Source organism: Streptomyces sp. NPDC096205 (assembly GCF_044763135.1).
Classification (GTDB): Bacteria; Actinomycetota; Actinomycetes; order Streptomycetales; family Streptomycetaceae; genus Streptomyces.
Map to the genome: position 1 here is coordinate 1,208,081 of NZ_JBIWFS010000002.1, position 25,731 is coordinate 1,233,811.

Consider the following 25,731-nt stretch of genomic DNA (forward strand, 5'->3'; position numbering starts at 1 on the left):
CGCGGATTCAACTTAGGTTAGGCTAACCTAAGTTCGAAGCCCGGGGCTCCGCCCCTCTTCCTTTATGTCCTCTCGGACTTCCTCACGGTCCATCCCCACCCGGAGGCCCCCCGCATGCGCTCGCACCTGCTCAATGACACGACCGCGGAGCACTACCGCCGCTCCGTGACCGAAGGAGTCGAGCGGGTGGCGGCCAAACTCGCCACCACCGACCGCCCGTTCACCGGCGTGGCCGTCGACGCCCTCGCCCCCCGCATCGAGCGGATCGACCTGGACCGGCCCCTGCACGACACCGCCGCCGTCCTCGACGAGCTGGAGGACGTCTACCTCCGGGACGCGGTCTACTTCCACCACCCCCGCTACCTCGCCCATCTCAACTGCCCGGTCGTCATCCCGGCCGTGCTCGGCGAGGCCGTCCTGTCCGCCGTCAACTCCTCCCTCGACACCTGGGACCAGTCGGCCGGCGGCACCCTCATCGAGCGCAGGCTGATCGACTGGACCGCCGAGCGCATCGGCCTCGGCCCCGCCGCCGACGGCGTGTTCACCTCCGGCGGCTCGCAGTCCAACCTCCAGGCGCTGCTGCTGGCGAGGGAGGAGGCCAAGACCGAGGACCTCGGCACACTGCGCGTCTTCGCCTCCGAGGTCAGCCACTTCAGCGTGAAGAAGTCCGCGAAACTGCTCGGCCTCGGCCCGGACGCCGTCGTCACCGTCCCCGTCGACCACGACAAGCGGATGCAGACGGTCGCCCTCGCCCGCGAGCTCCAGCGCTGCCGGGACGCCGGCCTGGTCCCCATGGCCGTCGTCGCCACCGCCGGCACCACCGACTTCGGCTCCATCGACCCGCTGCCCGAGATCGCCGAGCTGTGCGAGCAGTTCGGCACCTGGATGCACGTCGACGCCGCCTACGGCTGCGGCCTGCTGGCCTCCCTCAAGCGCCGCGCCCTGCTCGACGGCATCGAGCGCGCCGACTCGGTCACCGTCGACTACCACAAGTCCTTCTTCCAGCCGGTGAGTTCCTCCGCGATCCTGGTCCGCGACGCGGCCACCCTGCGCCACGCCACGTACCACGCGGACTACCTCAACCCGCGCCGCGCCGCGCAGGAGCGCATCCCCAACCAGGTGGACAAGTCCCTCCAGACCACCCGCCGCTTCGACGCGCTCAAGCTGTGGATGACCCTGCGCGTGATGGGCGCCGACGGCATCGGGCAGCTCTTCGACGAGGTGTGCGACCTGGCGGAGGAGGGCTGGCAGCTGCTGGCCGGCGACCCGCGCTACGACGTGGTCGTCGAGCCCTCGCTGTCCACCCTGGTCTTCCGCTACATCCCCGCCGCCGTCACCGACCCGGCCGAGATCGACCGCGCCAACCTCTACGCCCGCAAGGCCCTGTTCGCCTCCGGCGACGCGATCGTCGCGGGCACCAAGGTCGCCGGCCGCCACTACCTGAAGTTCACCCTGCTCAACCCCGAGACACAGGCGTCCGACATCGCCGCCGTCCTCGACCTGATCGCCGGCCACGCCGAGCAGTACCTGGGAGAATCCCTTGACCGCGCTTCCTGAACCCAGCCGCACGTACGACTTCGTGGGCATCGGGCTCGGCCCCTTCAACCTCGGCCTGGCCTGCTTGACCGAACCGGTCGACGCACTCGACGGCGTCTTCCTGGAGTCGAAGCCGGACTTCGAGTGGCACGCCGGCATGTTCCTGGACGGCGCCCACCTCCAGACGCCGTTCATGTCGGACCTGGTCACCCTGGCCGACCCGACCTCGCCGTACTCCTTCCTGAACTACCTGAAGGAGAAGGGCCGGCTCTACTCGTTCTACATCCGCGAGAACTTCTACCCGCTGCGCGTCGAGTACGACGACTACTGCCGCTGGGCCGCGAACAAGCTGAGCAACGTCCGCTTCAGCACGACCGTCACCGAGGTGACGTACGAGGACGAGGTGTACGTCGTACGGACGGCGGGCGGCACGACCTACCGGGGCCGCCGCCTCGTGCTCGGCACCGGCACCTCCCCGCACCTCCCGGAGGCCGTCCGCGGCCTGGACGGGGACTTCTTCCACAACTCCCGCTACATGCAGAACAAGGCGGAGCTGCAGAAGAAGGAGTCGATCACGATCGTCGGCTCCGGGCAGTCCGCCGCCGAGATCTACTACGACCTGCTCGCCGAGATCGACGTCCACGGCTACCGGCTGAACTGGGTCACCCGCTCCCCGCGCTTCTTCCCGCTGGAGTACACCAAGCTCACGCTGGAGATGACCTCGCCGGAGTACATCGACTACTTCCGCGCGCTGCCCGAGGCGACCCGCTACCGCCTCACCCAGCAGCAGAAGGGCCTGTTCAAGGGCATCGACGGCGACCTGATCAACGAGATCTTCGACCTGCTCTACCAGAAGAACCTCCGCGGCCCGGTCCCCACCCGCCTGCTCACCAACTCCTCGCTGAACAGCGCACGGTACGAGAACGGCACGTACACCCTCTCCTTCCGCCAGGAGGAGCAGGAGAAGGAGTACGAGCTCCAGAGCGAGGGCCTGGTGCTGGCCACCGGCTACGCCTACGCCGAGCCCGAGTTCCTCACCCCGATCCACGACCGGCTGGTGCGTGACTCCCACGGCAACTTCGACGTGGCCCGCAACTACGCCATCGACGTCACCGGCCGCGGTGTCTTCCTGCAGAACGCCGGCGTCCACGCCCACAGCATCACCAGCCCCGACCTGGGCATGGGCGCGTACCGCAACAGCTGCATCATCAGGGAGCTGCTCGGCTCCGAGTACTACCCGGTCGAGAAGTCGATCGCCTTCCAGGAGTTCGCAGTATGAGCACCACCATGACCTTCACGTTCCGACCCCTCGACCCGCTGAAGGACGCCGAGCTCCTGCACGCCTGGGTCACCCACCCCAAGGCCGCGTTCTGGATGATGCAGGACGCCAGACTGGAGGACGTCGAGCGGGCCTACATGGAGATCGCGGCCGACGAGCACCACCACGCGCTGCTCGGCCTGACGGACGGCATGCCCGCGTTCCTGATGGAGCACTACGACCCGGCCCGGCGGGAGCTGGTCGGGCTGTACGAGCCGCAGCCCGGGGACATCGGCATGCACTTCCTGACCCCGCCGACGGACACGCCCGTGCACGGCTTCACCAAGGCCGTGATCACCGCGGTGATGGCCCACCTCTTCGAGGACCCGGCCGTCCGGCGGGTCGTCGTGGAGCCCGACATCGGCAACAAGGCGGTGCACGCGCTGAACGCGGCCGTCGGTTTCGTGCCCGAGCGCGAGATCCAGAAGCCGGAGAAGAAGGCCCTGCTCAGCTTCTGCACCCGTGAGCAGTTCGAGAAGGCGGTGGCGGCATGACCCTCGCCGACGCCGTCGCCCACCTCACCCCCGAGCGCTGGGAGCAGGCCAACCGCCAACTGATCCGCAAGGCGCTCGCCGAGTTCGCGCACGAGCGGCTGCTCACGCCCGAGCCGGAAGGCGAGTCGTACGTCGTGCGCAGCGACGACGGCCTCACCTCCTACCGCTTCACCGCCGTACGCCGTGCCCTGGACCACTGGCAGGTCGACGCCGACTCCATATCCCGCCACCGCGACGGAGCCGAACTCCCGCTGGCCGCACTGGACTTCTTCGTCGAGTTCAAGGACGCCCTCGGCCTGAGCGCGGAGATCCTCCCGGTGTACCTGGAGGAGATCTCCTCCACCCTCTCCGGCACCTGCTTCAAGCTCACCAAGCCGCAGATCCCGGTCGCCGAGCTGATCGACAGCGGCTTCCAGGCCATCGAGACGGGGATGACCGAGGGCCACCCCTGCTTCGTCGCCAACAACGGCCGCCTCGGCTTCGGCGTCCACGAGTACCTGTCGTACGCCCCCGAGACCGCGAGCCCGGTCCGCCTGGTGTGGCTGGCCGCCCACCGCTCGCGGGCCGCGTTCACGGCCGGCGTCGGCATCGAGTACGAGACGTTCGTACGGCAGGAGCTGGGCGAGGGAGCCGTCGAGCGGTTCGAGCGGCAGCTGACCGACCAGGGCCTGGACCCGGCCGACTACCTCCTCATCCCCGTCCACCCCTGGCAGTGGTGGAACAAGCTCACCGTCACCTTCGCCGCCGAGGTCGCCCGCCGGCACCTGGTGTGCCTGGGCGAGGGCGAGGACGAGTACCTGGCCCAGCAGTCCATCCGGACCTTCTTCAACAGCTCGCAGCCGGAGAAGCACTACGTCAAGACAGCCCTGTCTGTGATCAACATGGGCTTCATGCGCGGTCTTTCGGCCGCCTACATGGAGGCCACCCCGGCGATCAACGACTGGCTGGCCCAGCTGATCGAGGGCGACCCGGTGCTGAAGTCGACGGGCCTGTCGATCATCCGCGAGCGGGCCGCCGTCGGCTACCGGCACCTGGAGTACGAGCAGGCGACCGACCGCTACTCGCCGTACCGCAAGATGCTCGCCGCGCTCTGGCGGGAGAGCCCGGTCGGCTCCCTCCAGGACGGCGAGTCCCTCGCCACGATGGCCTCGCTGCTGCACGTCGACCACGAGGGCCGCGGCTTCGCCGCCGCGCTGATCGAGCGCTCCGGCCTCGCCCCGGTCGAGTGGCTGCGCCGCTATCTGCGGGCGTACTACGTCCCGCTGCTGCACAGCTTGTACGCCTACGACCTGGCGTACATGCCGCACGGCGAGAACACGATCCTCGTCCTGAAGGACGGGGCCGTGCAGCGCGCGATCTACAAGGACATCGCCGAGGAGATCGTCGTCATGGACCCGGACGCGGTGCTGCCGCCCGAGGTCGCCCGTATCCGCGTCGAGGTCCCCGAGGACCAGAAGCTGCTGTCCGTCTTCACGGACGTCTTCGACTGCTTCTTCCGCTTCCTCGCCGCGAACCTCGCCGCCGAAGGGGTCCTGGAGGAAGGCGACTTCTGGCGCACGGTCGCCGAAGTCACCCGCGACTACCAGGAGGCGACACCCGAGCTGGCCGACAAGTTCCGCCAGTACGACATGTTCGCCCCCGAGTTCACCCTGTCCTGCCTCAACCGCCTCCAGCTGCGCAACAACAAGCAGATGGTGGACCTGGCGGACCCCTCGGCCGCGCTCCAGCTGGTCGGCACCCTGCGGAACCCGATCGCCGGGTTCTGACGTCCCCGAGAACGAGCGGGCGCCCCGGAGTACGGTCCTCCGCGGCGCCCGCCGACCGGCCCGGCGAAACAGGCGATCCTCAAACGAATGCGACAAAGAGACCCATCCACCGTGCTCGCCTGCCCGAAATCGGGCAGGATTGTTGCGTAACGTTTTCGACTCCTCCAGGATCTACGGGTGCACGACGAACTGGTTGATCATCTGACGCGGTCGACACCCCTGAACCGGGGCGAGGCGCTGCGGGTGATCCAGGACGTGCTCGCCTACTTCGACGAGACGACCACCGAGTTCGTCCGTCGCCGCCACCGCGAGCTGCAGGCCCAGGGCCTGCTGAACGCGGAGATCTTCGAACGGATCGAGGCGGACCTCAAATACCGGGCGGTGGCACCGCCGGAGCTCTCGCTCCGGCAGTTGCGCCGGATCGTCTACGGCTAGGAATACGTCTGTATGTGCGGAATCGTCGGATACATCGGCAAGCGTGATGTCGCTCCCCTGCTGCTGGAGGGCCTGCAGCGCCTGGAGTACCGCGGCTACGACTCGGCGGGCGTCGTCGTCTCCTCCCCGAAGACGCCGGCCCTGAAGATGGTCAAGGCCAAGGGCCGGGTGCGCGACCTGGAGGCCAAGGTCCCGGCGCGCTTCAAGGGCACGACCGGTATCGCCCACACCCGCTGGGCCACCCACGGCGCCCCGTCCGACGTGAACGCCCACCCGCACATGGACGCCGACCTCAAGGTCGCCGTCGTCCACAACGGCATCATCGACAACGCCTCCGACCTGCGCCGCAAGCTGGAGGCGGACGGCGTCGAGTTCCTCTCCGAGACCGACACCGAGGTCCTGGTCCACCTCATCGCCCGCTCGGGCGCCGAGAAGCTCGAGGACAAGGTCCGCGAGACCCTCCGCCTCATCGAGGGCACCTACGGCATCGCCGTGATGCACGCCGACTTCCCGGACCGCATCGTCGTCGCCCGCAACGGCTCGCCGGTCGTCCTCGGCATCGGCGAGAAGGAGATGTTCGTCGCCTCGGACATCGCCGCCCTGGTCGCCCACACCCGCCAGATCGTCACCCTGGACGACGGCGAGATGGCCACGCTGAAGGCCGACGACTTCCGCACCTACACCACCGAGGGCACGCGCACCACCGCCGAGCCCACCACCGTGGAGTGGGAGGCCGCCTCCTACGACATGGGCGGCCACGACACGTACATGCACAAGGAGATCCACGAGCAGGCCGAGGCGGTCGACCGCGTCCTGCGCGGCCGTATCGACGACCGCTTCTCCACCGTGCACCTCGGCGGCCTCAACCTGGACGCCCGGGAGGCCCGCCGCATCCGCCGCGTGAAGATCCTCGGCTGCGGCACCTCGTACCACGCGGGCATGATCGGCGCCCAGATGATCGAGGAGCTGGCCCGCATCCCCGCCGACGCCGAGCCGGCCTCCGAGTTCCGCTACCGCAACGCGGTCGTGGACCCCGACACCCTCTACATCGCCGTCTCCCAGTCCGGTGAGACCTACGACGTCCTCGCGGCCGTCCAGGAGCTGAAGCGCAAGGGCGCCCGGGTCCTCGGCATCGTCAACGTCGTCGGCTCGGCGATCGCCCGCGAGGCCGACGGCGGCATCTATGTGCACGCCGGCCCCGAGGTCTGCGTGGTGTCGACCAAGTGCTTCACCAACACCTGCGTCTCCTTCGCCCTGCTCGCCCTGCACCTCGGCCGCACCCGCGACCTGTCCGTCCGTGACGGCAAGCGCATCATCGAGGGCCTGCGCAAGCTGCCCGCCCAGATCGCCGAGATCATGGAGCAGGAGGCGGAGATCGAGAAGCTGGCCAAGAGTTACGCCGACGCCCGCTCGATGCTCTTCATCGGCCGCGTCCGGGGCTACCCGGTCGCCCGCGAGGCCTCCCTCAAGCTCAAGGAGGTCTCGTACATCCACGCCGAGGCCTACCCCGCCTCCGAGCTCAAGCACGGCCCCCTCGCCCTCATCGAGCCGGCCCTCCCCACGGTCGCGATCGTCCCCGACGACGACCTGCTGGAGAAGAACCGCGCCGCCATGGAGGAGATCAAGGCCCGCAGCGGCAAGATCATGGCCGTCGCCCACCAGCCCCAGGAGAAGGCCGACGAGACCATCCTCGTCCCCAAGAACGAGGACGAGCTCGACCCCATCCTCATGGGCATCCCCCTCCAGCTCCTCGCCTACCACACGGCCCTGGCCCTGGGCCGGGACATCGACAAGCCGAGGAACCTGGCGAAGTCGGTAACCGTGGAGTAGAGGCCCGTTTTTCAGGGGCGCGGGGAACTGCGCGACAAGCCACGACGCTCCGATACAGGCAAGACAACAGAACGGCCCCCCACGTACGCCACCGATACGTGGGGGGCCGTCTCCATAGGGGGCTCAGGCTCAGCGCCCGCGCCCCCGCGCTGCGATCAGCCGGCGGCCGTCACCCCCCGACCGGCAGCGCGCTTCGGAAGCACAGTCGGCCAGTGCGCGAGAGCCGCAGTCGCGGCATACCAGGCAACGGCACCGGCGGCCACGGCGAACCACCCACCGGCCTTGGTCAACGACCCGCTGTCGGCGAACGCGGCGACCGCCATCAGAACCAGCCCGACGAGGAACAGCCCGTACGTCCCCCGGGCCAGCTGGTCCCCGCCCGCCGCGGCCAGCGACAGCACCACGAGCGCGAACAGCAGATAGAACAGCCCCGCCGCGTTCGCGGAACCCGCGTCGGTCACGGCCCAGGTGAACCACATCGCACCGAGGACCGAGAATGCCGTACCGGTCCCCGCGTCACGGTCCCGGAAGGCGAACAGACCGGCGACGAACAGCGCGACGCCGCCGATGTAGTGGGCGATGGATACGGCGTCGGCCGCCGTCACGCCGTCGATCACGTCCGTGTACCCCAGCCCGAAGGCCAACAGGGTGATCCCCAGGGCGAGTCGGCCGGCGATCGTGGTGGTGCCTCCCGCAGAGACGTCGTTGTCCACGGCGGGCTCCCTTCATGCATGTGCAGTTGTGCGGTGACCGGTATATGCCCTTCACAAGGGCACAAACACCTCTACGCGCGAGTAGATTCGCGCACTGCACAAAGGGAGTTGGAGACGCCGAGCCCGCATCTCACCTGGGGCGAGGGCGAGTTACGGGATGACGACGACGGGGCGCTTGGCGCGCTTGGCGAGCCGCCCGGCCACGGAGCCGAAAATACGCCCCACGATGCCATGGGTGGAGCCGACGACGATCGCGTCGGCCTCGTACTCGCGCCCCACCTCTTCGAGCTCGTGGCAGATGTCACCGCCGCGCTCGACGAGGATCCACGGCACCTCGGCGAGGTAGTCCGCGCAGGCGAGCTCCAGGCCGAGCACCTCGGTGCGGTGGTCCGGCACGTCCACGAAGACGGGCGGCTCGCAGCCCGCCCACACGGTGGTCGGCAGCCGGTTGGCGACATGGACGATGATCAGGCCCGATCCGGAGCGGCGGGCCATGCCGATGGCGTACGCGAGGGCACGCTCGCTGGAGGTCGAGCCGTCGAAGCCGACGACCACCCCGTGCTTGAAAGCGGGGTCGCACGGATGGCGTGGCTCTTCCGCCGCCAGGGGCTCGGCCGCCGTGGGGTCGGCGACGGGCCGCTTGCGGTCCGCGTGTTCGAAGAATTCGTGACCGGCCATGGCTGTCTCGGGGTCGTGATCCTTAATTGGGTGGGACGACAGTGTGCGGCGGAGCTGTGTCCGGGAATCATCTTCCCAACCCCATACCCCCAAGGGTACGGCGGCACGCCTCCTTAGCCCAGATCCCGCGCAACTGCACGGGGGTTCCCCGGAGCATGCACGAGGGGGCGCCCGGAACGCAATGGTTGCTGCCCTGTACAGGCGATCCGATCAGGATTCAAGTAAATTTCCCCCGGCACACCGGGAACACGCTCACCGTGCCGGTACGGCGCCGTCGACAGTGACCGACCAGTCGAACGGGCGTTGATCACGGTGAACCTCCGCCCCAGGGAGCACGCCATGCCCGCACCCCGCACCTCCCCGCGCCCGCCCGAAGGATGGCCCGCGCACGGCGCCGCCGCACCGGAGTCGGCCGGCGACGTGGTCCGCTGGGCGGCCTTCAGCTGCGTCCTCGTCCCGGTGGTGCTGGTCGGGTACGGCACCTCGCTCGGGGGCGCCGCGGGCAGCGCGCTCGGGCTTGCGGCGGTCACCGCCGTGTGCCGGGTGCTGCTGCGCCGCTCCGAGCGCTGCGCGGCGCGGGCGGGGTCGCGCGGAGGCCGTCACGCGGGCGAGAATTCACCGGTTGACTGACCGGTTTTGGCGCCCCGGCCCACCTGTTTTCAGCCAACTTCCCAAAGCCGCCGAACCCCCCTCCCGAACACCCCCCAACCCCCGTTCGACCTGCACGGAAAGGGTCTCCGGCGACCCGCGCACCCTACGCGGATTGGCCACTGCGAGGAGGCGCACTTCCCTCTGCGGCTCGCGAGTGCAACCCTTCGTGATCGAATGCTTTACGCCAAGTTGCCATGTCGACAATGTGCCGGGTGCAGAGACTGGTCACCGAGGCACGGCGTGACGCAGTAGATTCGATCTTGTCTTACGGCGGGGGACTCGTGCAGGACCGAGGGGAAACGTGCAGGAGCGACACAACCGAGGAGCCGCGACCACCGAGGGGGGCTTAGCAGTATGAGCCACGACTCCACTGCCACCGCGGACGCCGCGGCCCGGAAACTGACCGGGCGACGCCGCAAGGAGATCGTCGCGGTGCTGCTGTTCAGCGGCGGGCCCATCTTCGAGAGTTCCATTCCGCTGTCGGTGTTCGGGATCGACCGCCAGGACGCCGGCGTACCGCGCTACCGGCTGCTGGTGTGCGCCGGCGAGGAAGGCCCGCTGCGGACCACTGGGGGCCTGGAACTCACCGCGCCGCACGGCCTGGAGGCGATCTCGCGGGCGGGCACGGTCGTCGTGCCGGCCTGGCGGTCGATCACCTCCCCGCCGCCGGCGGAGGCGCTCGACGCTCTGCGCCGAGCCCACGAAGAGGGAGCCCGGATCGTAGGACTGTGCACCGGAGCGTTCGTGCTCGCGGCCGCCGGACTGCTCGACGGCCGGCCCGCGACCACCCACTGGATGTACGCGCCGACGCTGGCCAAGCGCTATCCGTCGGTGCATGTCGATCCGCGTGAGCTGTTCGTCGACGACGGCGATGTGCTGACGTCGGCCGGTACGGCGGCCGGGATCGATCTCTGTCTCCACATCGTGCGGACGGACCACGGCAACGAGGCGGCGGGCGCGCTGGCCCGCCGGCTGGTGGTGCCACCGCGCAGGTCGGGCGGTCAGGAGCGCTACCTCGACCGGTCTTTACCGGAGGAGATCGGCGCCGACCCGCTCGCCGAGGTCGTCGCCTGGGCGCTGGAACACCTCCACGAGCAGTTCGACGTGGAGACCCTGGCCGCGCGCGCGTACATGAGCCGTCGTACGTTCGACCGCCGCTTCCGGTCGCTGACCGGCTCGGCACCGCTGCAGTGGCTGATCACGCAGCGGGTCCTGCAGGCCCAGCGGCTGCTGGAGACGTCCGACTACTCCGTGGACGAGGTGGCGGGACGCTGCGGCTTCCGCTCCCCCGTCGCGCTGCGCGGACACTTCCGGCGGCAGCTCGGCTCGTCGCCGGCCGCGTACCGGGCGGCGTACCGCGCACGCAGGCCGCAGAGCGAACGCCCGGACAGCGGTGAGGGCGCACCGAGCGCCGCCACCGCCCCGACCGGCCCGTCCGCCCAGCTGCCCCCGCCGCCGGGACCCCCGCAGGTGCTCCACCCGGACAACCCGGTCCCGCTCCAGACCCGCCGCACGGCCACCGCGGGAGCGGTCCCGCTGGCCAGCCTCCCGGGTCCCCGCACGGGCACCTGACGGGAACCCCACCTTCCCCGCGCCGTCCTTTCCGGGACCGCGCGGGGAAGGTGCTTCTCTTTTCACAGCTCCCACTCAGTAGGCGCCCGCAGCTCCTCAGCCCCACACCACGGCCCGTAAGGTGAGACACATGAACGACCGCATGGTGTGGATCGACTGCGAGATGACCGGCCTCTCGCTGTCCGACGACGCGCTCATCGAGGTGGCCGCCCTCGTCACCGACTCCGAGCTGAACGTGCTCGGCGAGGGCGTGGACATCGTCATCCGTCCGCCGGACTCCGCCCTGGAGACGATGCCGGAGGTGGTGCGCCAGATGCACACCGCGTCCGGCCTGCTCGCGGAGCTGCCGAGCGGCACGACGCTCCAGGACGCCGAGGAGCAGGTCCTGGCGTACGTACGCGAGCACGTGAAGGAGCCCGGCAAGGCCCCGCTGTGCGGCAACTCGGTGGGCACGGACCGCGGCTTCCTGCTGCGGGACATGCCCACGCTGGAGGACTACCTCCACTACCGGATCGTCGACGTCTCCTCCGTCAAGGAGCTCGCCCGGCGCTGGTACCCGCGGGCCTACTTCAACAGCCCCGAGAAGAACGGCAACCACCGCGCCCTCGCCGACATCCGCGAGTCGATCGCCGAACTGCGGTACTACCGCGAGGCCGTCTTCGTGCCGCAGCCCGGCCCGGACTCCGACACCGCGAAGGCCATCGCCGCCAAGCACGTCCTGCCCGCTCAGTAGCCGTCCCCGGGGGCCGCGCGAAAACCTGTGCGCGAGCACCCCTTCGGACCCTGTAGACTTCTTCTCGGCCGGTCGGGGAAAACACTCCTCGAACACCGGTCATGGTGGGTGTAGCTCAGCTGGTAGAGCACCTGGTTGTGGTCCAGGATGCCGCGGGTTCGAGTCCCGTCACTCACCCTGTGTGATCAGGCGGTGACCTTCGCGAGAAGGTCACCGCCTGATGCGTTTTCCGGCGCCCCCGGTGGGCCGTCGGCCTACGCCCCCTCCCGAGAGAGACGCAGGCCGCCGCACACCTCAGGACGACGCCCGCGGCACCAGTTTCGTCGGCAGGACCAGTTGCCGGCGCTCCAGCCCCCGCGACACCGCGGGACGGCGGTCGGCGATCTCACTGAGGAGCAGGTCGATCATCCTGCGGCCCATCTCCTCGATGGGCTGGCGCACACTGGTCAGCGGCGGCTCCATGTGGCGGGCGATCGCGGAGTCGTCGTAGCCGACGAGCGCCACGTCCTCGGGTATCCGCAGGCCGGCCGCGCGCAGCGTCTGCCGGGCGCCCGCCGCGGTCACGTCGGAGGCGGCGAAGACGGCGTCCAGGTCCGGGCGGCGCTCCAGCAGCGCCGCCATGGCCCGTGTCCCGCTCTCCTCGGTGAAGTCGCCCGCCTCGATCAGCCCTTCGTCCGGCTCGTGGCCCGCGTCGCTCAGCGCGTCCCGGTAGCCGTCGATACGCCGCTGGGCGCCGTAGACGTCCAGCCGGCCGGTGATGTGCGCGATCCGGCGCCGGCCGCGGGAGAGCAGGTGCTCGACCGCCGAGCGGGCGCCGCCGTAGTTGTCGGAGTCGACCGAGGGCAGCGTCTCGTCCACGGACCGCGGACCGCTGATCACCGCGGGGATCTCCAGCTGGGACAGCAGGTCAGGCAGCGGGTCGTCGGCGTGCACCGACACCAGCAGGACGCCGTCCACGCGGTGCGCTGCCAGATACTGCGCGAGCCGCTGCCGCTCCCGGTCGCTGCCCGCGAAGATCAGCAGCAACTGCATCTGCGTGTCGGACAGCTCCGCGCCGACGCCCTTGAGCATGCCCGAGAAGTAGGGCTCGGCGAAGAAGCGGGTCTCCGGCTCGGGCACCACCAGCGCGATCGCGTCGGTGCGGTTGGCCGCGAGGGCCCGCGCCGCCGTGTTCGGCACATAACCCAGCTCCGCGACCGCCGCCTCGACGGCCGCGCGCGTCGCGTCACTCACCCGGGGCGAGCCGTTGATCACCCGTGAAACCGTGCCCCGGCCCACTCCGGCCCGCGCGGCGACCTCTTCGAGGGTCGGCCTGCCGCCACTGCGGCCTCGTGCTCCGTGGCTTGCCATGGGTCCGCCCTCCCGTCACAACACATCGGCCTGGAATCTAACAGTCCCGCAGGACACGACCATCGTCCCGGATTCCACGCCCGGGCTCCGCGGACCGTCCGACCCCCTCCCCGAAGCTCCCCGTTTCCCCCACCGCCCTGCCCCGGCCGGACCGCCGTCGCCGCCCGGCGGGCGCCCTTCGGGTCGCACCCGGAGGGGGTTCGGGCCTTGCGCACAGGATCGGCCTGGGCGCACGCGGACGGGCTTCGGACCGTAACGGGCCCGGGGCTTCGGACCGTAACGGGCCCGGGGCTTCGGACCGTAACGGGCCCGGCGCTTCGGGCCGTACGAGCACAGGCCTTCCGGTCTCGCGGGGCACGGGGCTTTCCGTCGTACAGGCACGGGGTTTCCGGTCGTACGCGTACAGGCCTTCCGGTCTCGCAGGGCGCGGGCTTGCCCGATGTACGCGCAGGGGCGTTCCGGTCGCACGCGCGCAAGGTTCCTGTCGTACGAGCACGGGCCCTCCGGCTCGCCGGGCGCGGGCCTTCCCACCGTACGAGCACGGGGTTCGGGTCGGCCGAGCACGGGGTTCGGGTCGGCCGAGCACGGGCTCCCCGGCGTACGGGCGTGGGCGTTCCGGTCTCGCCGGGCACAGGGTTCCCGGCCGGCCCGCCGGGGCGTTCCGGTCTCGCCGGGCACGGGGCTCCCCCGTCGGCCGAGCGCGAGGCTTCGGAGCAGCCGAGCGCGTTCCCGTTTCGCCCAGCGGCAGCGTGGTGTGCAGATGGGTTCCGTTCCGGGCGGTGGGCGGGTTCCATGCGCAGGGGTGTGTGGATTCCGGTCGTGCTGTCACCGTGTCGTACGCCCTTCCGGTCCGGCTTCACGCGCCGAGCCTGTTCCAGTTAACAGCCCGATAACCGAACGCATCTGACCCCGCCGACTCCCTTGACACCCTCGCCCGCAGCGACGAACCTTCAACACATCACTGATGGGAGCGCTCCCACGCTACCTGGGTCATACACATCCCGCACGTTCCCCGCCCGAGCCGCAGCACGTCACAAGGGGCCGAGCAGCACCATTTTCAGGCCGGGGGGTCGGCACGTCAGGGCAACAGGAGGACGCAATGCGAGCACGTATCGGTACCCGTCGCAGGGCGATCGCCCTCGCGGCCGTCGCGTCGCTGGGCGCCGCACTGCTGGCAGGCTGTGCCGACGACGGCGACGGGTCGGACAAAACCTCGAGCGGTGACGGCGGCGGCAAGGGCAAGACCACCCTCACCGTCGGCCTGTTCGGCACGTTCGGCTTCAAGGAGGCCGGGCTGTTCGACGAGTACGAGAAGCTCAACCCGGACATCAACATCGAGCAGAACGTCATCGAGCGCAACGAGAACTACTACCCCGCGCTCGTCAACCACCTCACCACCAACAGCGGTCTGATGGACATCCAGGCCGTCGAGGTGGCCAACATCTCCGAGGTCGTCCAGACCCAGTCCGACAAGCTGCTCGACCTGTCGAAATACGGCAAGAAGAGCGACTACCTGGAATGGAAGTGGCAGCAGGCCACCACCGAGGGCGGCCAGACCGTCGGCCTCGGCACCGACGTCGGCCCGATGGCCATCTGCTACCGCAAGGACCTCTTCCAGCAGGCCGGTCTGCCCACCGACCGCGAGGAGGTCGGCAAGCTCTGGGCGGGCGACTGGGCGAAGCTCGTCGACGTCGGCCGCGACTACATGAAGAAGGCCCCGAAGGGCACCTACTTCATGGACTCCCCCGGCGGCCTGCTCAACGCGATCCTCGGCAGCGAGACCAAGAAGTTCTACGACGAGTCCGGCGAGGTCGTCTACAAGACCAACCCGGCCGTCAAGGACGGCTTCATGCTCACCGCCGAGGCCGCGCAGGACGGCGTGGTCGGCAACCAGACGCAGTTCCAGCCGGCCTGGGACCAGACGATCGCCAACAGCAAGTTCGCCGCGATCTCCTGCCCGCCGTGGATGCTCGGCACCATCAAGGGCAAGTCCAAGCCGGAGGCGAAGGGCCAGTGGGACGTGGCCCAGGCCCCCAAGTCCGGCAACTGGGGCGGCGCCTTCCTGGCCGTGCCCAAGTCCGGCAAGCACGCCGAGGAGGCCGCCAAGCTGGCCGCCTGGCTGACCGCGCCCGAGCAGCAGGTCAAGCTGTTCGCCAAGCAGGGCAGCTTCCCGAGCACCCCGGCCGTCTACACCTCGCCCGAGGTGACCGGCGCCAAGAACGAGATGACCGGTGACACCCCGATCGGCACGATCTTCGCCGAGGCCGCCAAGAACATCCCGGTGCAGATCATCGGCCCGAAGGACCTGATCGTCCAGCAGGGTCTGACGGACAACGGCGTCGCTCTCGCCGCCCAGGGCAAGTCGCCCCAGGAGGCCTGGGACGCGGCCGTGAAGACCATCGACAACAAGCTGGAGCAGTGACCGGCATGGCCGCCCGGCACGAAACCGCCGCGCCCCCCGTGAAGGAGGGGGGCGCGGCCCCGGTCCGCCCGACCGGAGAAGCAACCGCACAGGAGCAGCGGCACCGGGCCCGGCTGTCCCGCCGCTGGCAGCGGGACGTGCGCTGGAGCCCGTACGCGTTCGTCTCCCCGTTCTTCCTGCTGTTCATCGCCTTCGGCCTGTTCCCGCTGCTGTACACCGGCTGGGCCTCGCTGCACCAGGTGGAGGTGACCGCCCCGACCGACATGGACTGGGTGGGCCTGCGCAACTACACGCGCATCCTGGACGACGAGTTCTTCTGGAACGCGGCCGAGAACACCCTCACCATCGGGATCATCTCCACCGTCCCGCAGTTGCTGATGGCCCTCGGCATCGCGCACATCCTCAACTACAAGCTGCGGGCCTCGACCTTCTACCGGGTCGCGATGCTCGCCCCGTACGCCACCTCGATCGCCGCGGCCTCGCTGGTGTTCGTGCTGCTCTTCGGCCGCGACTACGGCATGGTCAACTGGGTCCTGAACTCGGTGGGCTTCGACAACGTCGACTGGCAGAACGACAAGTGGCCCTCGCAGTTCGCGGTGTCCACGATCGTCATCTGGCGCTGGACCGGCTACAACGCGCTGATCTACCTCGCGGCGATGCAGGCCATCCCGCAGGATCTGTACGAGTCGGCGGCGCTGGACGGGGCGAGCCGCTGGCGGCAGTTCCTGCATGTCACGCTGCCCGCGCTGCGTCCGACGATCCTGTTCACCTGCGTGGTGTCGACCATCGGTGCCTCGCAGCTGTTCGGCGAGCCGCTGCTGTTCGACGCGACCCGGGGTGCCTCGGGCGGCAGCGAGCACCAGTTCCAGACGCTCGGCCTGTACCTCTACGAGCAGGGCTGGGTGAACCAGCATCTGGGCCGCGCCTCCGCCATCGCCTGGACGATGTTCCTGATCCTCATCGTGATCGGGCTCGTCAACTACGTCATCTCGCGCCGGCTGCGCGCCAGTAGTTAGGAGAACCGGCCGTGACGACGACACTGACCCCGCCGCGCAAGAGCACTGCGCCGCCCAAGGCCCGTACGCGCGGGCTCCGGGCCGCCCGGGCGGGCGGCACGCTGCACGCCGGGCCCGTCGCGTACATCGTGCTCGCGCTGTTCACGATCGGCTCGCTGTTCCCGCTGGTGTGGACCGCGATCGCCGCCTCGCGGGACAACCAGCGCCTGGCGCAGACCCCGCCGCCGCTGTGGTTCGGCTCGAACCTCTTCGACAACCTCGAACTGGCCTGGACCGACGCCAACCTGGGCGAAGCGTTCATCAACACCACCTTCGTGGCCGGGGTGTCCGCGGCCACCATCGTGTTCCTGTCGACGATCGCCGGGTTCGCCTTCGCCAAGCTGCGGTTCAAGGGCCGTAACGCCATGATGCTGATCGTCGTCGGCACCATGATGGTTCCGCCGCAGCTCAGCGTGATCCCGCTGTACATGATGGTCGCCAAGCTCAACTGGTCCGACCAGTTGCAGGCGGTGATCCTGCCGTCGATCGTGAGCGCCTTCGGTGTGTTCTTCATGCGGCAGTACCTGCTCCAGGCGCTGCCGGACGAGGTCATCGAGGCGGCCCGGGTGGACGGGGCGAGCAGCTGGCGGGTGGTGTGGCACATCGTGTTCCCGGCGGCCCGGCCGGCGATGGCCGTGCTCGGCATGCTGACGTTCGTCCAGACCTGGAACGACTTCCTGTGGCCGTTCCTGGTGCTCAGCCAGACCGGCAACCCGACCGTGCAGGTCGCCGTTGCGGGTCTGGGCCGCGGCTACACGCCCGACCAGTCCCTGATCATGGCGGGCGCGCTGCTGGGCACGCTGCCGCTGCTGCTGGTCTTCGCGATCTTCGGCAAGCAGATCGTGGGCGGCATCATGCAGGGCGCGGTGAAGGGCTGACCCGGCCGCGCCGGGGGGCCGGGGGTGCCTGTGCCGTGGGGCGGGGCTGGGGCCGGGGGGCCTCGGCTTCGGTGCGCCTCGGCTGCCGCGGGGTGGTGGATGCCTCGGTGCGCCTCGGCTGCCGCGGGTGGCTGGGATCTCGGTACGGAGGTGCCTTGGCTGCCGCGGGTGGCCGGGGACCTCGGTACGGGGGTGCTTCGACTGCTGCGGGTGGCCGGGGACCTCGGTACGGGGGTGCCTCGCCTGCCGCTGGCGGCTCGGGACCTCGGTACGGGGGTGCCTCGCCTGCCGCTGGCGGCTCGGGACCTCGGTACGGGGGTGCCTCGCCTGCCGCTGGCCGGTCGATGCGTCCGCGCGGAGGCGCCTCAGCCGCCGCGGGTGGCTCGGGACTTCGGTGTGGGGGCGCCTCGGCCGCAACGGGCCGGCGGGTGCCTCGGCGCGGAGGTGCCTCGCCGTCCGGCGCCTCGCACCGCTGGACGTCGTACCGCTGGACCCCGTACCGGCGCCCGGCGCTCCGGCGTCACCGCCCCACAGCCCGAGGCACCGCCCACCGCACCACCCCCGGCATCCCGCGCAGGCCCCCGTGACACCCCCGCGCACACGGACGGCACCTCACCCGGGTGCCACGCCCGCCGCCTCCTTCCACAGGGCCAGGTCACCGCCGCCCCGGCCCTTCTCGACACCCCCCTCTTCCCTCTGTTCCTCCTATGGTCTCGACGACCCTCGATGGGAGCGCTTCCATGCCTGAGTCCGTACAGCCGGTGACCCCGGTGACCTTTCCTCCCGCCTTTCTCTGGGGCGCGGCGACATCCGCGTACCAGATCGAGGGGGCGGTGCGGGAGGACGGCCGCACGCCCTCGATCTGGGACACCTTCAGCCATACCCCGGGCAAGACGGCCGGCGGCGACACCGGTGACATCGCTGTCGACCACTACCACCGCTTCCGCGACGACGTGGCCCTGATGGCCGACCTGGGCCTGAACGCGTACCGCTTCTCGATCTCCTGGTCGCGGGTGCAGCCGACCGGCCGGGGGCCCGCGGTGCAGCGCGGCCTGGACTTCTACCGTTCGCTGGTCGACGAGCTCCTGGAGAAGGGCGTCAAGCCGGCGGTCACGCTCTACCACTGGGACCTGCCGCAGGAGCTGGAGGACGCCGGCGGCTGGCCGGCCCGCGACACGGCGTACCGGTTCGCGGAGTACGCGCAGATCGTCGGCGAGGCTCTCGGCGACCGTGTGGAGCAGTGGATCACGCTCAACGAGCCCTGGTGCAGCGCCTTCCTGGGCTACGGCTCCGGCGTGCACGCCCCGGGCCGTACCGACGGCGCGGCCGCGCTGCGTGCCGCGCACCACCTCGACCTGGCGCACGGCCTGGGGACGATCGCGCTGCGCTCGGTGATGCCGGCCCGCAACTCGGTGGCGGTGAGCCTCAACTCCTCCGTCGTACGCCCGCTCTCGCAGGACCCGGCGGACCTGGCGGCCGCACGCCGGATCGACGACCTGGCCAACGGCGTCTTCCACGGCCCGATGCTGCACGGCGCCTACCCGGAGTCGCTGCTGTCGGCGACCGCGGGCGTCACGGACTGGTCCTTCGTCCAGGACGGCGACCTGCGCACCGCGCACCAGCCGCTGGACGCGCTCGGCATCAACTACTACACGCCGACGCTCGTCTCGGCCCCCGATCGCGCCCCGCAGGGCCCGCGCTCCGACGGTCACGGCGCCAGCGACCACTCCCCGTGGCCCGGTTCGGAGGACGTGGCGTTCCACCAGACGCCCGGCGAGCGCACCGAGATGGGCTGGACCATCGACCCGACCGGTCTGCACGAGCTGATCATGCGCTTCAGCCGCGAGGCCCCGGGTGTCCCGCTGTACATCACCGAGAACGGCGCGGCCTACGACGACAAGCCCGACGGCGACGGCCGCGTCCACGACCCCGAGCGCATCGCCTACCTGCACAGCCACCTGTCCGCCGTACGCCGTGCCATCACCGACGGCGCCGACGTGCGCGGCTACTACCTGTGGTCCCTGATGGACAACTTCGAGTGGGCCTACGGCTACGGCAAGCGCTTCGGCGCGGTCTACGTCGACTACGCCACGCTCGCCCGCACCCCGAAGTCCAGCGCCCACTGGTACGGCCGTGCCGCCCGGTCGGGCGTCCTGCCGGAGGTGGACGCCCTCTGACGGCAACGGGGCGCGGCACCCTCCTCCCCGGGTGCCGCGCCCCGGCCGTCATCGGCGGTCAGTCGAGGTCCAGGTGGGCGAAGACCACGTCCCGCACCTTCCGTACGGCGGCGGGGTCGATCTCCGCGAGCACGCGGACGGCCGTGTCCCAGCCCGCGGGGGTGAGCGCCGCCGCGAGGAGGGCGCGGGCCCGCGGGAGGTCGGGGCCGCCCGGTGGCGGCAGAAGCCGGGCGGCCAGCCTACGGAGCGTCAGCAGGGTTGCGGGCGTGCCGCCGAAGAAGGACCGGGCCGTCATCCCGTCGGCCGCACAGGCGGTGTACGCGGCGAGCTGGGCGCACGCCTCGGCGCGCAGCCGCGCGTCCGTGATCCGCAGGGCGGCGTCCAGCGCGGCCTCATGGTCGCCGAGCGCGGCGTGGACCAGCGCCAGGGCGGGACGCCCTTGCGGTAACGGGATCCAGCTGAGCGGCATCCCGTCGAGCAGGCGGCGGGCCTCGAGCGGGTCGTCGACGGCTGCCATGAGCACCGCCAGCGCCTGCTCGTGGGGCGTGAGCCGCTCGACGGGGCCGGCGTTCGCCGTCCTGTTCAGCAGGACCTGCCGGACCAGCACACCGCGCTCGGCGTCGTGCCGGTCGACGGCGAGGAAGAACTCGGCGATGTCCAGCAGAGGCCTGGGCAGCAGGCGGTACAACCTGTGGTCCGCCAGTCCTTCGGCCCGGGCCGGGTCGCGCTCCCACAGCGCTTCGATCACCGACGCCGGCACGCTGCCACGCTCCATCAGCGACAGCGCTCTCAGACCCGGCAGGTCGCCGAACGCCTCGTCGAGCCGCTCCGTCGACCCGGAGCGTGCCAGGGCCTCGACGGCGGCCGTCTCCACGCTGCCCAGTCGCAGCGCGAGACCTGGCGTGGTCACCAGCTCGTACGCCCGCTCCGCCAGCCGCCGGGACCGTGGCAGGTCCTGCTGTGCGACGGCCAGCGCCACGGCGGAAGAGGCCCACGAGCGCGACATCGGCTCCCTGAGTGCCTCCGCCAGCCGCTCGGCGTCGTCGGCCCGGCCCGCCCTGGCGAGCGCCCCGGCGAGAACACCCAGGCGTACGTCCCGTTCGTAGGAGTCACGGGTGGCGGAGCTGGGCGCGCCGTGCTCCGCCTCGTGCAGCAGCCGCAGCGCCTCGTCGGGGGCGCCCGGGGCACGGCGGGCGGCGAGCGCGACCAGGCCTTCGGCGGCGAGCGTCCAGTTGGCCCGGTCGGCCGCGGCGAACAGCAGAGCATCGAGGCCGTCGACGGCACCGGCGTCCGCGAGGAGCCGGACGGCCTGCTCGACGAGGCCCGGCTCCGACGGGTCCGGCCACTGCTGCGCCAGGTTCAGCAGCGCGTTCGCCGTCTCCCGCGGCCGGCCCGCACGCGCCCATCCCAGGGCGAGCGAGCGCCACATCTCCGAGCGTTCCGAGGCCGGCGCGGCCAGCCGTCTCCTCGTCCCCGCGGTGTCGAGGAGCTGCTGGGCCTCGGCCAGGCGGTTCGCGACGACGAGCCCGCACACCACCCCGGGCACGCTGTCCGGGGAGGGCACGGGCGGCTCCTCCCCCAGTGCCGCCTGGACCAGTTCGACCATGGCCGCGGCCCGCCCGGGGCTCGGTTCGTGGAGTGCCTGCGCGACCGCCGCCGGGAGGTTGCCGTGGCGGACCGTGCCGCGCCGGGCGAGGCCGGTCACGGCGTCGTAGATCTCGTCCGCTTCTTCGCGTGCGCCGGCCGTCGACCATGCCTCGGCGACGGTGACGAGGGCACGGACGCGGTGCGGCAGGAAGTGGATCGACTCGGCGACCTGCCGGGCGCGGCGGAGCATGCCGGCCGCCGGCGTCGGATCCGCCAACAGCACTGCGGTCCCGGCCAGGGCGTCGACCAGATGCCGTCTGCCCTCGTCGCGCGGCGGATTCAGCGGAGCCAGCGCCTGGACCGCCTCGCCCTCCAGGCCGCGCAGTGCCAGGGCCTGGGCGAGTACTCCGCGGGCCGCCACGACCTGCCAGGAAGGGGAGCCGATGTCGGCCTCCGGCCCGGCCTCCGCCAGCCTGACCGCCTCCCGGGCGAGCCCCACCGCCCGCCGGTCGCCCGTCTCGGCGAGTTCCCGGGCCACGCCGCTCAGCGCACGGGCCCGGTCCAGGGGCCGCAGCACGCTGTGGGCCAGCCCGATCGCGTGCCGGACCCTGCCCAGCCGGGCGTACACCGCCGGTATGTCCGGGTGCAGTGAGGCGTTGCGCTGCGCCACGAGGTCCTCCGCCGCGGCGAGCGCCGCGAGTCCCTCCAGGTCGCCCGGGGCGTCATGCGTGAGGATCTCCCGGGCCGCGCCCATCTCCGCAAGGCACGCCGCGTCGCTCCCGGTGGCGCCCCGCAGCAGGTCGTGCCGCCGGGCGTCCACGGCCAGGGCCGCGAGCCGGCCGGAGTCCCGGAGGAACGCGAGCAGACGGCCGTACGGCTGGAGCAGGTACACCGGCGTCCGCTCGGGCCAGCCGCCTTCCTCGTACGACGTCGCCCATGCGTGCAGACGGTCCAGGTAGATGTCCAGATCGGGGCCGAGGTCCTGCTGGGCCGTGCTGAGGAGGCTCTCGTGGGCGAGGAGGTAGCCGCGGGCGGACGTGTACAGCGCCAGGTCGTCGCCGTAGCCCTCGGGACCGCTGCCGCCGCCTCCCGATACCCGGCCGCGCAGTCTCAGGATGCGCCCGAACGCGCTGCTCAGTCGGCGGTTCAGCTCGAAGGCGGGTTCGCCGGTGAGTTCTCGCAGGTCGTCGGTGGTGAGTGTGCCGCGGGCCGCGGTCAGGAGGCCGACGAGGTCGCGTTGCAGCCGGTCCCCGGACAGCGCCTTGTGGAGGTCGTGCGTCGCCTCGTACTGGGTGTGGCGGGACGCCTGCGTGGCCTCGAGCCGCGTCACCCGGCAGTCGCGCAGCGGGTGGTCGCCCTTCACGTCGGCCGGCAGGCCCGGGCTCGTGCGGCTGGTGACCAGGACGCGGACGTTGGGCGGGGGGCGTTCGGGGAGCAGCGCCGCGATGCTGGTGCCGGCGCTGCCCAGGGTGAGGGACTGGTCCTCGTCCAGGCCGTCCACGATCAGCAGGAGTGTGCGGTCCTGCTGTGCCAGCTGCTCCGCCGCCTGCCGCAGCAGGAGCCTGCGTTCACCGTCTCGGGCGGCCGGGGAGCCGGGGGTGAGGGGTTCGCGGCCCACGATCGCCGCGAGCTGGTCGACGACGGCCGCGGTGTACGCGTCGCTGTCCGACTGGCCTGCCTGGCGCGCGGTGATGAAGAACCACACCGGGACGACGCCGCGGGGCGGGTGCAGCGCGAACCAGGACGCGAGCGCCGTCTTGCCCGCCCAGGGCGGGCCCTGGAGCCAGAGGTAGGAGTCCTGGCCCGCGCAGAAGGAGACCAGATCGGCGAGGTGCGGCTGCCGTTCCTCCAGCCGCTCCGGTGCGATGTCGGCGAGCTGGGCCCGGTAGGCCTCCTGGAGGAGGTGCAGCGTGCTGGGCGGCGCCACGGAGGGCAGTGCCGTGAAGCGGAGTTCCTGCCCCAACAGCTCTTCCAGCGCAGCCTGTTCGGTGGCGTCCAGGGCGTCCGCCCAGCGGTCGACCCGGCTCGCGGCGATGCGTCCTGGGCCGTCCCCGCGGTGGTGGCGGGTCACGACGCCGACCAGTCGTCCGCCGCTGAAGACGGCCGCACCCGACATGCCCTCCCACGCGTCCCGCCGCGGGTCCGGGTCCTCTGGGGGTGCCGCCATGACCGCCAGGTCCAGTGTCCCCTCACGCCGGTTGGACAGCACCGCGCACGCGGCCTGCACGTGTTCGGCGTCCCGGAAGCGGGAACCGTCGGGTGTCGTACGGAGTTTGAAGCGGGGGAAGCCCAGCGCGGTGCAGCGTACGACGGCGTCCTGTTCGCCGAGCCTGCCGTACGTCACCATCGGCGGGCCGTGCCGGTCGGTTTCGATGCCGGGCCGGTCGGTGTCGCTGCCGTGCCCGCCGGCCTCGTCCTGCAGTTCGAGCACGGCCACGTCGATGCCGGGGTGGGTCCAGCGCACCTCGGCAGCGGCCAGGCGTCGGCCCGGCCGATCCGCCTCGAACAGGACACGGACGTCCGCCGCGCCGTGCACGACGTGGGCGGCTGTCAGGACCTTGCCCGGAGCGACGAGGTAACCCGAACCCCGTCGTCCCGGGCCGTCGCCGGGCAGCCGGACGACGATCTGCGCGACACGCTCCGGGCGCAGCCCCGGGTCAGAGGCGCTCGTCGTCAACCTCGCCGCCCGAGATCAGCACCGTACGCGCCGCTCCGCCGCCCGCCGGGACGGCCTTGGGCGTCAGGGTGACCGTGACGCGCTGGGTGTGGCCGTTCGCGTATCTGCCGTTCGCCGTGGCGTCGACCACCCACAGCCGGACCTTGGCGTCCGCTCCCCCTTCACGGCTGACGGCGACGGTCGCCTCGACCTCCACGGGGCCGAGTTCGAACCGCACGGCCTCGCCCTCGCCGTCCGCCAGGGCCGTCGTCAGCTGATGCCTCAACTCGCGGATCATGTCGGCAAGTTCGATCACGGCTCCCCCTCGGTGGCGCGGTGCTCAGATGCTACAAGCGGGCCGCGCCCCCGTGGTCCGGCCGTGGTCAGTTGCCGGCCGCGAACGCCTTGGTGAAGGCGTGCTTGTCCTGGAGGATCGAGCTGCAGGTGGGGTCGGCGTAGTTCTTGGCGCCGCCGGTGCACTGCTGGTCGCGGGTGGCGGACCACATGGAGAGCCAGCCGATCCCCTTGGACCTGGCGAAGTTCACCAGCTGGGTGGCGTCGTCGACCTTGAAGATCTCGGAGGTGACGTCGTTGACGCCGATCATCGGGGTGACGGCGACGGCCTTCCAGGCGGCGGCGTCGGAGAGGCCGAGCACGCCCTTGATCTGGGCCTGGGTGGCGGTGGCGGCCTGTTCGGCGTAGGTGCCCATGTCGCCGCTGTAGGCGGGGCCGTAGTCCATGGCCATGATGTTCACGGCGCTGATCTTCACGTTGTTCTTCTTGGCGTCCGCCAGGAGGTTCACGCCGTCCTGGGTGAGGCCCTCGGGCATGACCGGGAGGGTGAAGGAGACGTCCAGGTCGGGGTGCTGCTGCTGGAGCTTGGCTATCGCCTGGGCGCGGCGGGTGTTGGCGGCCGTGTTCGGCAACGCGCCGCCCTCGACGTCGAAGTCGGCCTTGGTGAGCCGGTAGGTGTCGACGACCTTGCCGTAGGCCGCCGCGAGCGCGTCCACGGAGGTGCAGGCGGTGGCCAGTTCGCTGCCGGCGGCGCCGCCGAAGGAGACCCGGACGTCGCCGCCCTTGGCGCGCAGGGCTCCGATCTGCGCGGCGACCGCGTCGCTCCCGAGGTCGGTGACGCCGCCCCACTTGGGTGTGCAGCCGCCGCCGTCGGTGACGAAGGCGAGGTTGTACTGCTTCACACCCGTCGCCTGGGCGTTCGCGACCAGGTCGAAGGACGGGTAGAGGCTGGTGTCGACGTACGGGGCGAAGCCGGCGGTGGCCGGGGTGCCGGTGCCGGTGCTCTCCGAGGGGGAGGCCGTGGGGGTCGCGGTCGGTGTCGCGGTCGGTGTCGCGGTCGGCTTCGGGGGCGCGGTGGGGCTTGCGGTGGGGCTTGCGGTGGGGCTTGCGGTGGGCGTCGGGGACTGGGTCGGGCGGCCGGTGGGCTCGGGGGTGGCGCCGCCGTCGGTGGAACAGGTGCCTCCGTCGATACGGCAGCCCGTGGGATCGGCCGTGCCGTTCACGACGAAGCCGACGGTGACCGACTCGCCGGCGCTCAGTCCGTCCGTGTCCCACTTGGGCGGCGTCACGGTGACGTGCTGCCCGGACACGCTCGACTCCGCGTTCCACAGCGAGCCCAGCTTCGCGCCGGCCGGCAGGTCGAACTCCAGCTTCCAGTCGGCCTTCTTCTGGCCGCTGTTGTTCGTCACGACGTACTGCGCGGTGTAGCCGGTCGACCAGTCGCTGGTCTTGGTGTACGCGGCGCCGACGCCCGCGGCCTGTGCGGTGCCGGTGAACAGGAACGCCCCGCCGCCCACCACCGCCGCGGCGACCAGTCCGCCGATCGCCTTGGTCCTGCCGCCGATCCTGCGCCGGTGCGTACTCAT

19 protein-coding genes and 1 tRNA gene are annotated in these 25,731 nt (G+C 71.1%); 14 read left to right on the forward strand and 6 right to left on the reverse strand.

The features are described 5' to 3' along the window. Positions 1–114 precede the first annotated feature (114 nt). From desA to glmS, 6 genes are all read left to right on the forward strand, one after another. Positions 115–1,557 carry a lysine decarboxylase DesA gene (gene desA, locus ACIQ6Y_RS11905; RefSeq protein ID WP_404036059.1) on the forward strand — a complete coding sequence of 481 codons (1,443 nt, stop codon included), beginning with the start codon at positions 115–117 and terminating at the stop codon, positions 1,555–1,557. Beyond that, positions 1,541–2,815 (forward strand): lysine N(6)-hydroxylase/L-ornithine N(5)-oxygenase family protein, encoded by a 1,275-nt coding sequence (locus tag ACIQ6Y_RS11910; protein WP_404036062.1) that lies wholly within the window; start codon positions 1,541–1,543, stop codon positions 2,813–2,815. The genes desA and ACIQ6Y_RS11910 overlap by 17 nt, the downstream gene beginning before the upstream one ends. Continuing rightward, the gene (locus ACIQ6Y_RS11915; RefSeq protein ID WP_404036065.1) at positions 2,812–3,348 is read left to right on the forward strand and encodes a GNAT family N-acetyltransferase; all 537 of its coding nucleotides are present in this window, start codon (positions 2,812–2,814) and stop codon (positions 3,346–3,348) included. The genes ACIQ6Y_RS11910 and ACIQ6Y_RS11915 overlap by 4 nt, the downstream gene beginning before the upstream one ends. After that, complete coding sequence (locus tag ACIQ6Y_RS11920; protein WP_404036068.1) at positions 3,345–5,114, forward strand: IucA/IucC family protein; 1,770 nt, start codon at positions 3,345–3,347, stop codon at positions 5,112–5,114. The genes ACIQ6Y_RS11915 and ACIQ6Y_RS11920 overlap by 4 nt, the downstream gene beginning before the upstream one ends. 177 nt (positions 5,115–5,291) lie before the next feature. Continuing rightward, positions 5,292–5,549 (forward strand): hypothetical protein, encoded by a 258-nt coding sequence (locus tag ACIQ6Y_RS11925; protein ID WP_399641824.1) that lies wholly within the window; start codon positions 5,292–5,294, stop codon positions 5,547–5,549. Between the two features lie 12 nt (positions 5,550–5,561). Next, the gene (gene glmS, locus ACIQ6Y_RS11930) at positions 5,562–7,379 is read left to right on the forward strand and encodes a glutamine--fructose-6-phosphate transaminase (isomerizing) (protein WP_404036071.1); all 1,818 of its coding nucleotides are present in this window, start codon (positions 5,562–5,564) and stop codon (positions 7,377–7,379) included. 155 nt (positions 7,380–7,534) lie between these two features. On the opposite strand, the gene ACIQ6Y_RS11935 is transcribed toward glmS, so the two are convergent. After that, the gene (locus tag ACIQ6Y_RS11935) at positions 7,535–8,092 is read right to left on the reverse strand and encodes a GPR1/FUN34/YaaH family transporter (RefSeq protein ID WP_404036073.1); all 558 of its coding nucleotides are present in this window, start codon (positions 8,090–8,092) and stop codon (positions 7,535–7,537) included. Between the two features lie 150 nt (positions 8,093–8,242). Next, positions 8,243–8,770 (reverse strand): universal stress protein, encoded by a 528-nt coding sequence (locus ACIQ6Y_RS11940; protein ID WP_404036076.1) that lies wholly within the window; start codon positions 8,768–8,770, stop codon positions 8,243–8,245. 339 nt (positions 8,771–9,109) lie between these two features. Here ACIQ6Y_RS11940 and ACIQ6Y_RS11945 point away from each other — a divergent pair, with 339 nt between their 5' ends. From ACIQ6Y_RS11945 to ACIQ6Y_RS11960, 4 genes are all read left to right on the forward strand, one after another. Beyond that, positions 9,110–9,400, forward strand: a complete 291-nt coding sequence (locus tag ACIQ6Y_RS11945; protein WP_404036078.1) for a hypothetical protein — start codon at positions 9,110–9,112, stop codon at positions 9,398–9,400. Positions 9,401–9,775: 375 nt separating this feature from the next. Then, positions 9,776–10,993: a helix-turn-helix domain-containing protein gene (locus tag ACIQ6Y_RS11950; protein WP_404036081.1), complete on the forward strand. Its 1,218-nt coding sequence runs from the start codon at positions 9,776–9,778 to the stop codon at positions 10,991–10,993. Between the two features lie 130 nt (positions 10,994–11,123). Then, positions 11,124–11,726 carry an oligoribonuclease gene (gene orn, locus ACIQ6Y_RS11955; RefSeq protein WP_404036084.1) on the forward strand — a complete coding sequence of 201 codons (603 nt, stop codon included), beginning with the start codon at positions 11,124–11,126 and terminating at the stop codon, positions 11,724–11,726. A gap of 104 nt (positions 11,727–11,830) precedes the next feature. Then, positions 11,831–11,903, forward strand: a tRNA-His gene (locus ACIQ6Y_RS11960). 117 nt (positions 11,904–12,020) lie between these two features. Here the strand turns inward: ACIQ6Y_RS11960 and ACIQ6Y_RS11965 are convergent. Next, positions 12,021–13,076 carry a LacI family DNA-binding transcriptional regulator gene (locus tag ACIQ6Y_RS11965; RefSeq protein WP_404036087.1) on the reverse strand — a complete coding sequence of 352 codons (1,056 nt, stop codon included), beginning with the start codon at positions 13,074–13,076 and terminating at the stop codon, positions 12,021–12,023. A gap of 1,099 nt (positions 13,077–14,175) precedes the next feature. On the opposite strand from ACIQ6Y_RS11965, the gene ACIQ6Y_RS11970 reads away from it, so the two are divergent. The 4 genes from ACIQ6Y_RS11970 (at position 14,176) to ACIQ6Y_RS11985 (ending at position 19,608) form a co-directional block, all read left to right on the forward strand. Next, the gene (locus ACIQ6Y_RS11970; RefSeq protein WP_404036090.1) at positions 14,176–15,498 is read left to right on the forward strand and encodes an ABC transporter substrate-binding protein; all 1,323 of its coding nucleotides are present in this window, start codon (positions 14,176–14,178) and stop codon (positions 15,496–15,498) included. Positions 15,499–15,503: 5 nt separating this feature from the next. Continuing rightward, on the forward strand, positions 15,504–16,514 hold the full coding sequence (locus tag ACIQ6Y_RS11975) for a carbohydrate ABC transporter permease (protein WP_404036415.1): 1,011 nt from the start codon (positions 15,504–15,506) through the stop codon (positions 16,512–16,514). A gap of 11 nt (positions 16,515–16,525) precedes the next feature. Beyond that, positions 16,526–17,431, forward strand: coding sequence for a carbohydrate ABC transporter permease (locus tag ACIQ6Y_RS11980; protein ID WP_404036093.1), 906 nt, complete (start codon positions 16,526–16,528; stop codon positions 17,429–17,431). A gap of 740 nt (positions 17,432–18,171) precedes the next feature. Next, positions 18,172–19,608, forward strand: a complete 1,437-nt coding sequence (locus ACIQ6Y_RS11985) for a GH1 family beta-glucosidase (RefSeq protein ID WP_404036096.1) — start codon at positions 18,172–18,174, stop codon at positions 19,606–19,608. 58 nt (positions 19,609–19,666) lie between these two features. Here ACIQ6Y_RS11985 and ACIQ6Y_RS11990 read toward each other — a convergent pair whose 3' ends face one another. The 3 genes from ACIQ6Y_RS11990 to ACIQ6Y_RS12000 form a co-directional block, all read right to left on the reverse strand. Then, complete coding sequence (locus ACIQ6Y_RS11990) at positions 19,667–23,872, reverse strand: trypsin-like peptidase domain-containing protein (RefSeq protein ID WP_404036099.1); 4,206 nt, start codon at positions 23,870–23,872, stop codon at positions 19,667–19,669. After that, the gene (locus tag ACIQ6Y_RS11995; RefSeq protein ID WP_404036102.1) at positions 23,853–24,167 is read right to left on the reverse strand and encodes a trypco2 family protein; all 315 of its coding nucleotides are present in this window, start codon (positions 24,165–24,167) and stop codon (positions 23,853–23,855) included. The genes ACIQ6Y_RS11990 and ACIQ6Y_RS11995 overlap by 20 nt, the downstream gene beginning before the upstream one ends. Positions 24,168–24,234: 67 nt before the next feature. Further along, positions 24,235–25,731, reverse strand: a complete 1,497-nt coding sequence (locus ACIQ6Y_RS12000) for a cellulose binding domain-containing protein (RefSeq protein WP_404036105.1) — start codon at positions 25,729–25,731, stop codon at positions 24,235–24,237.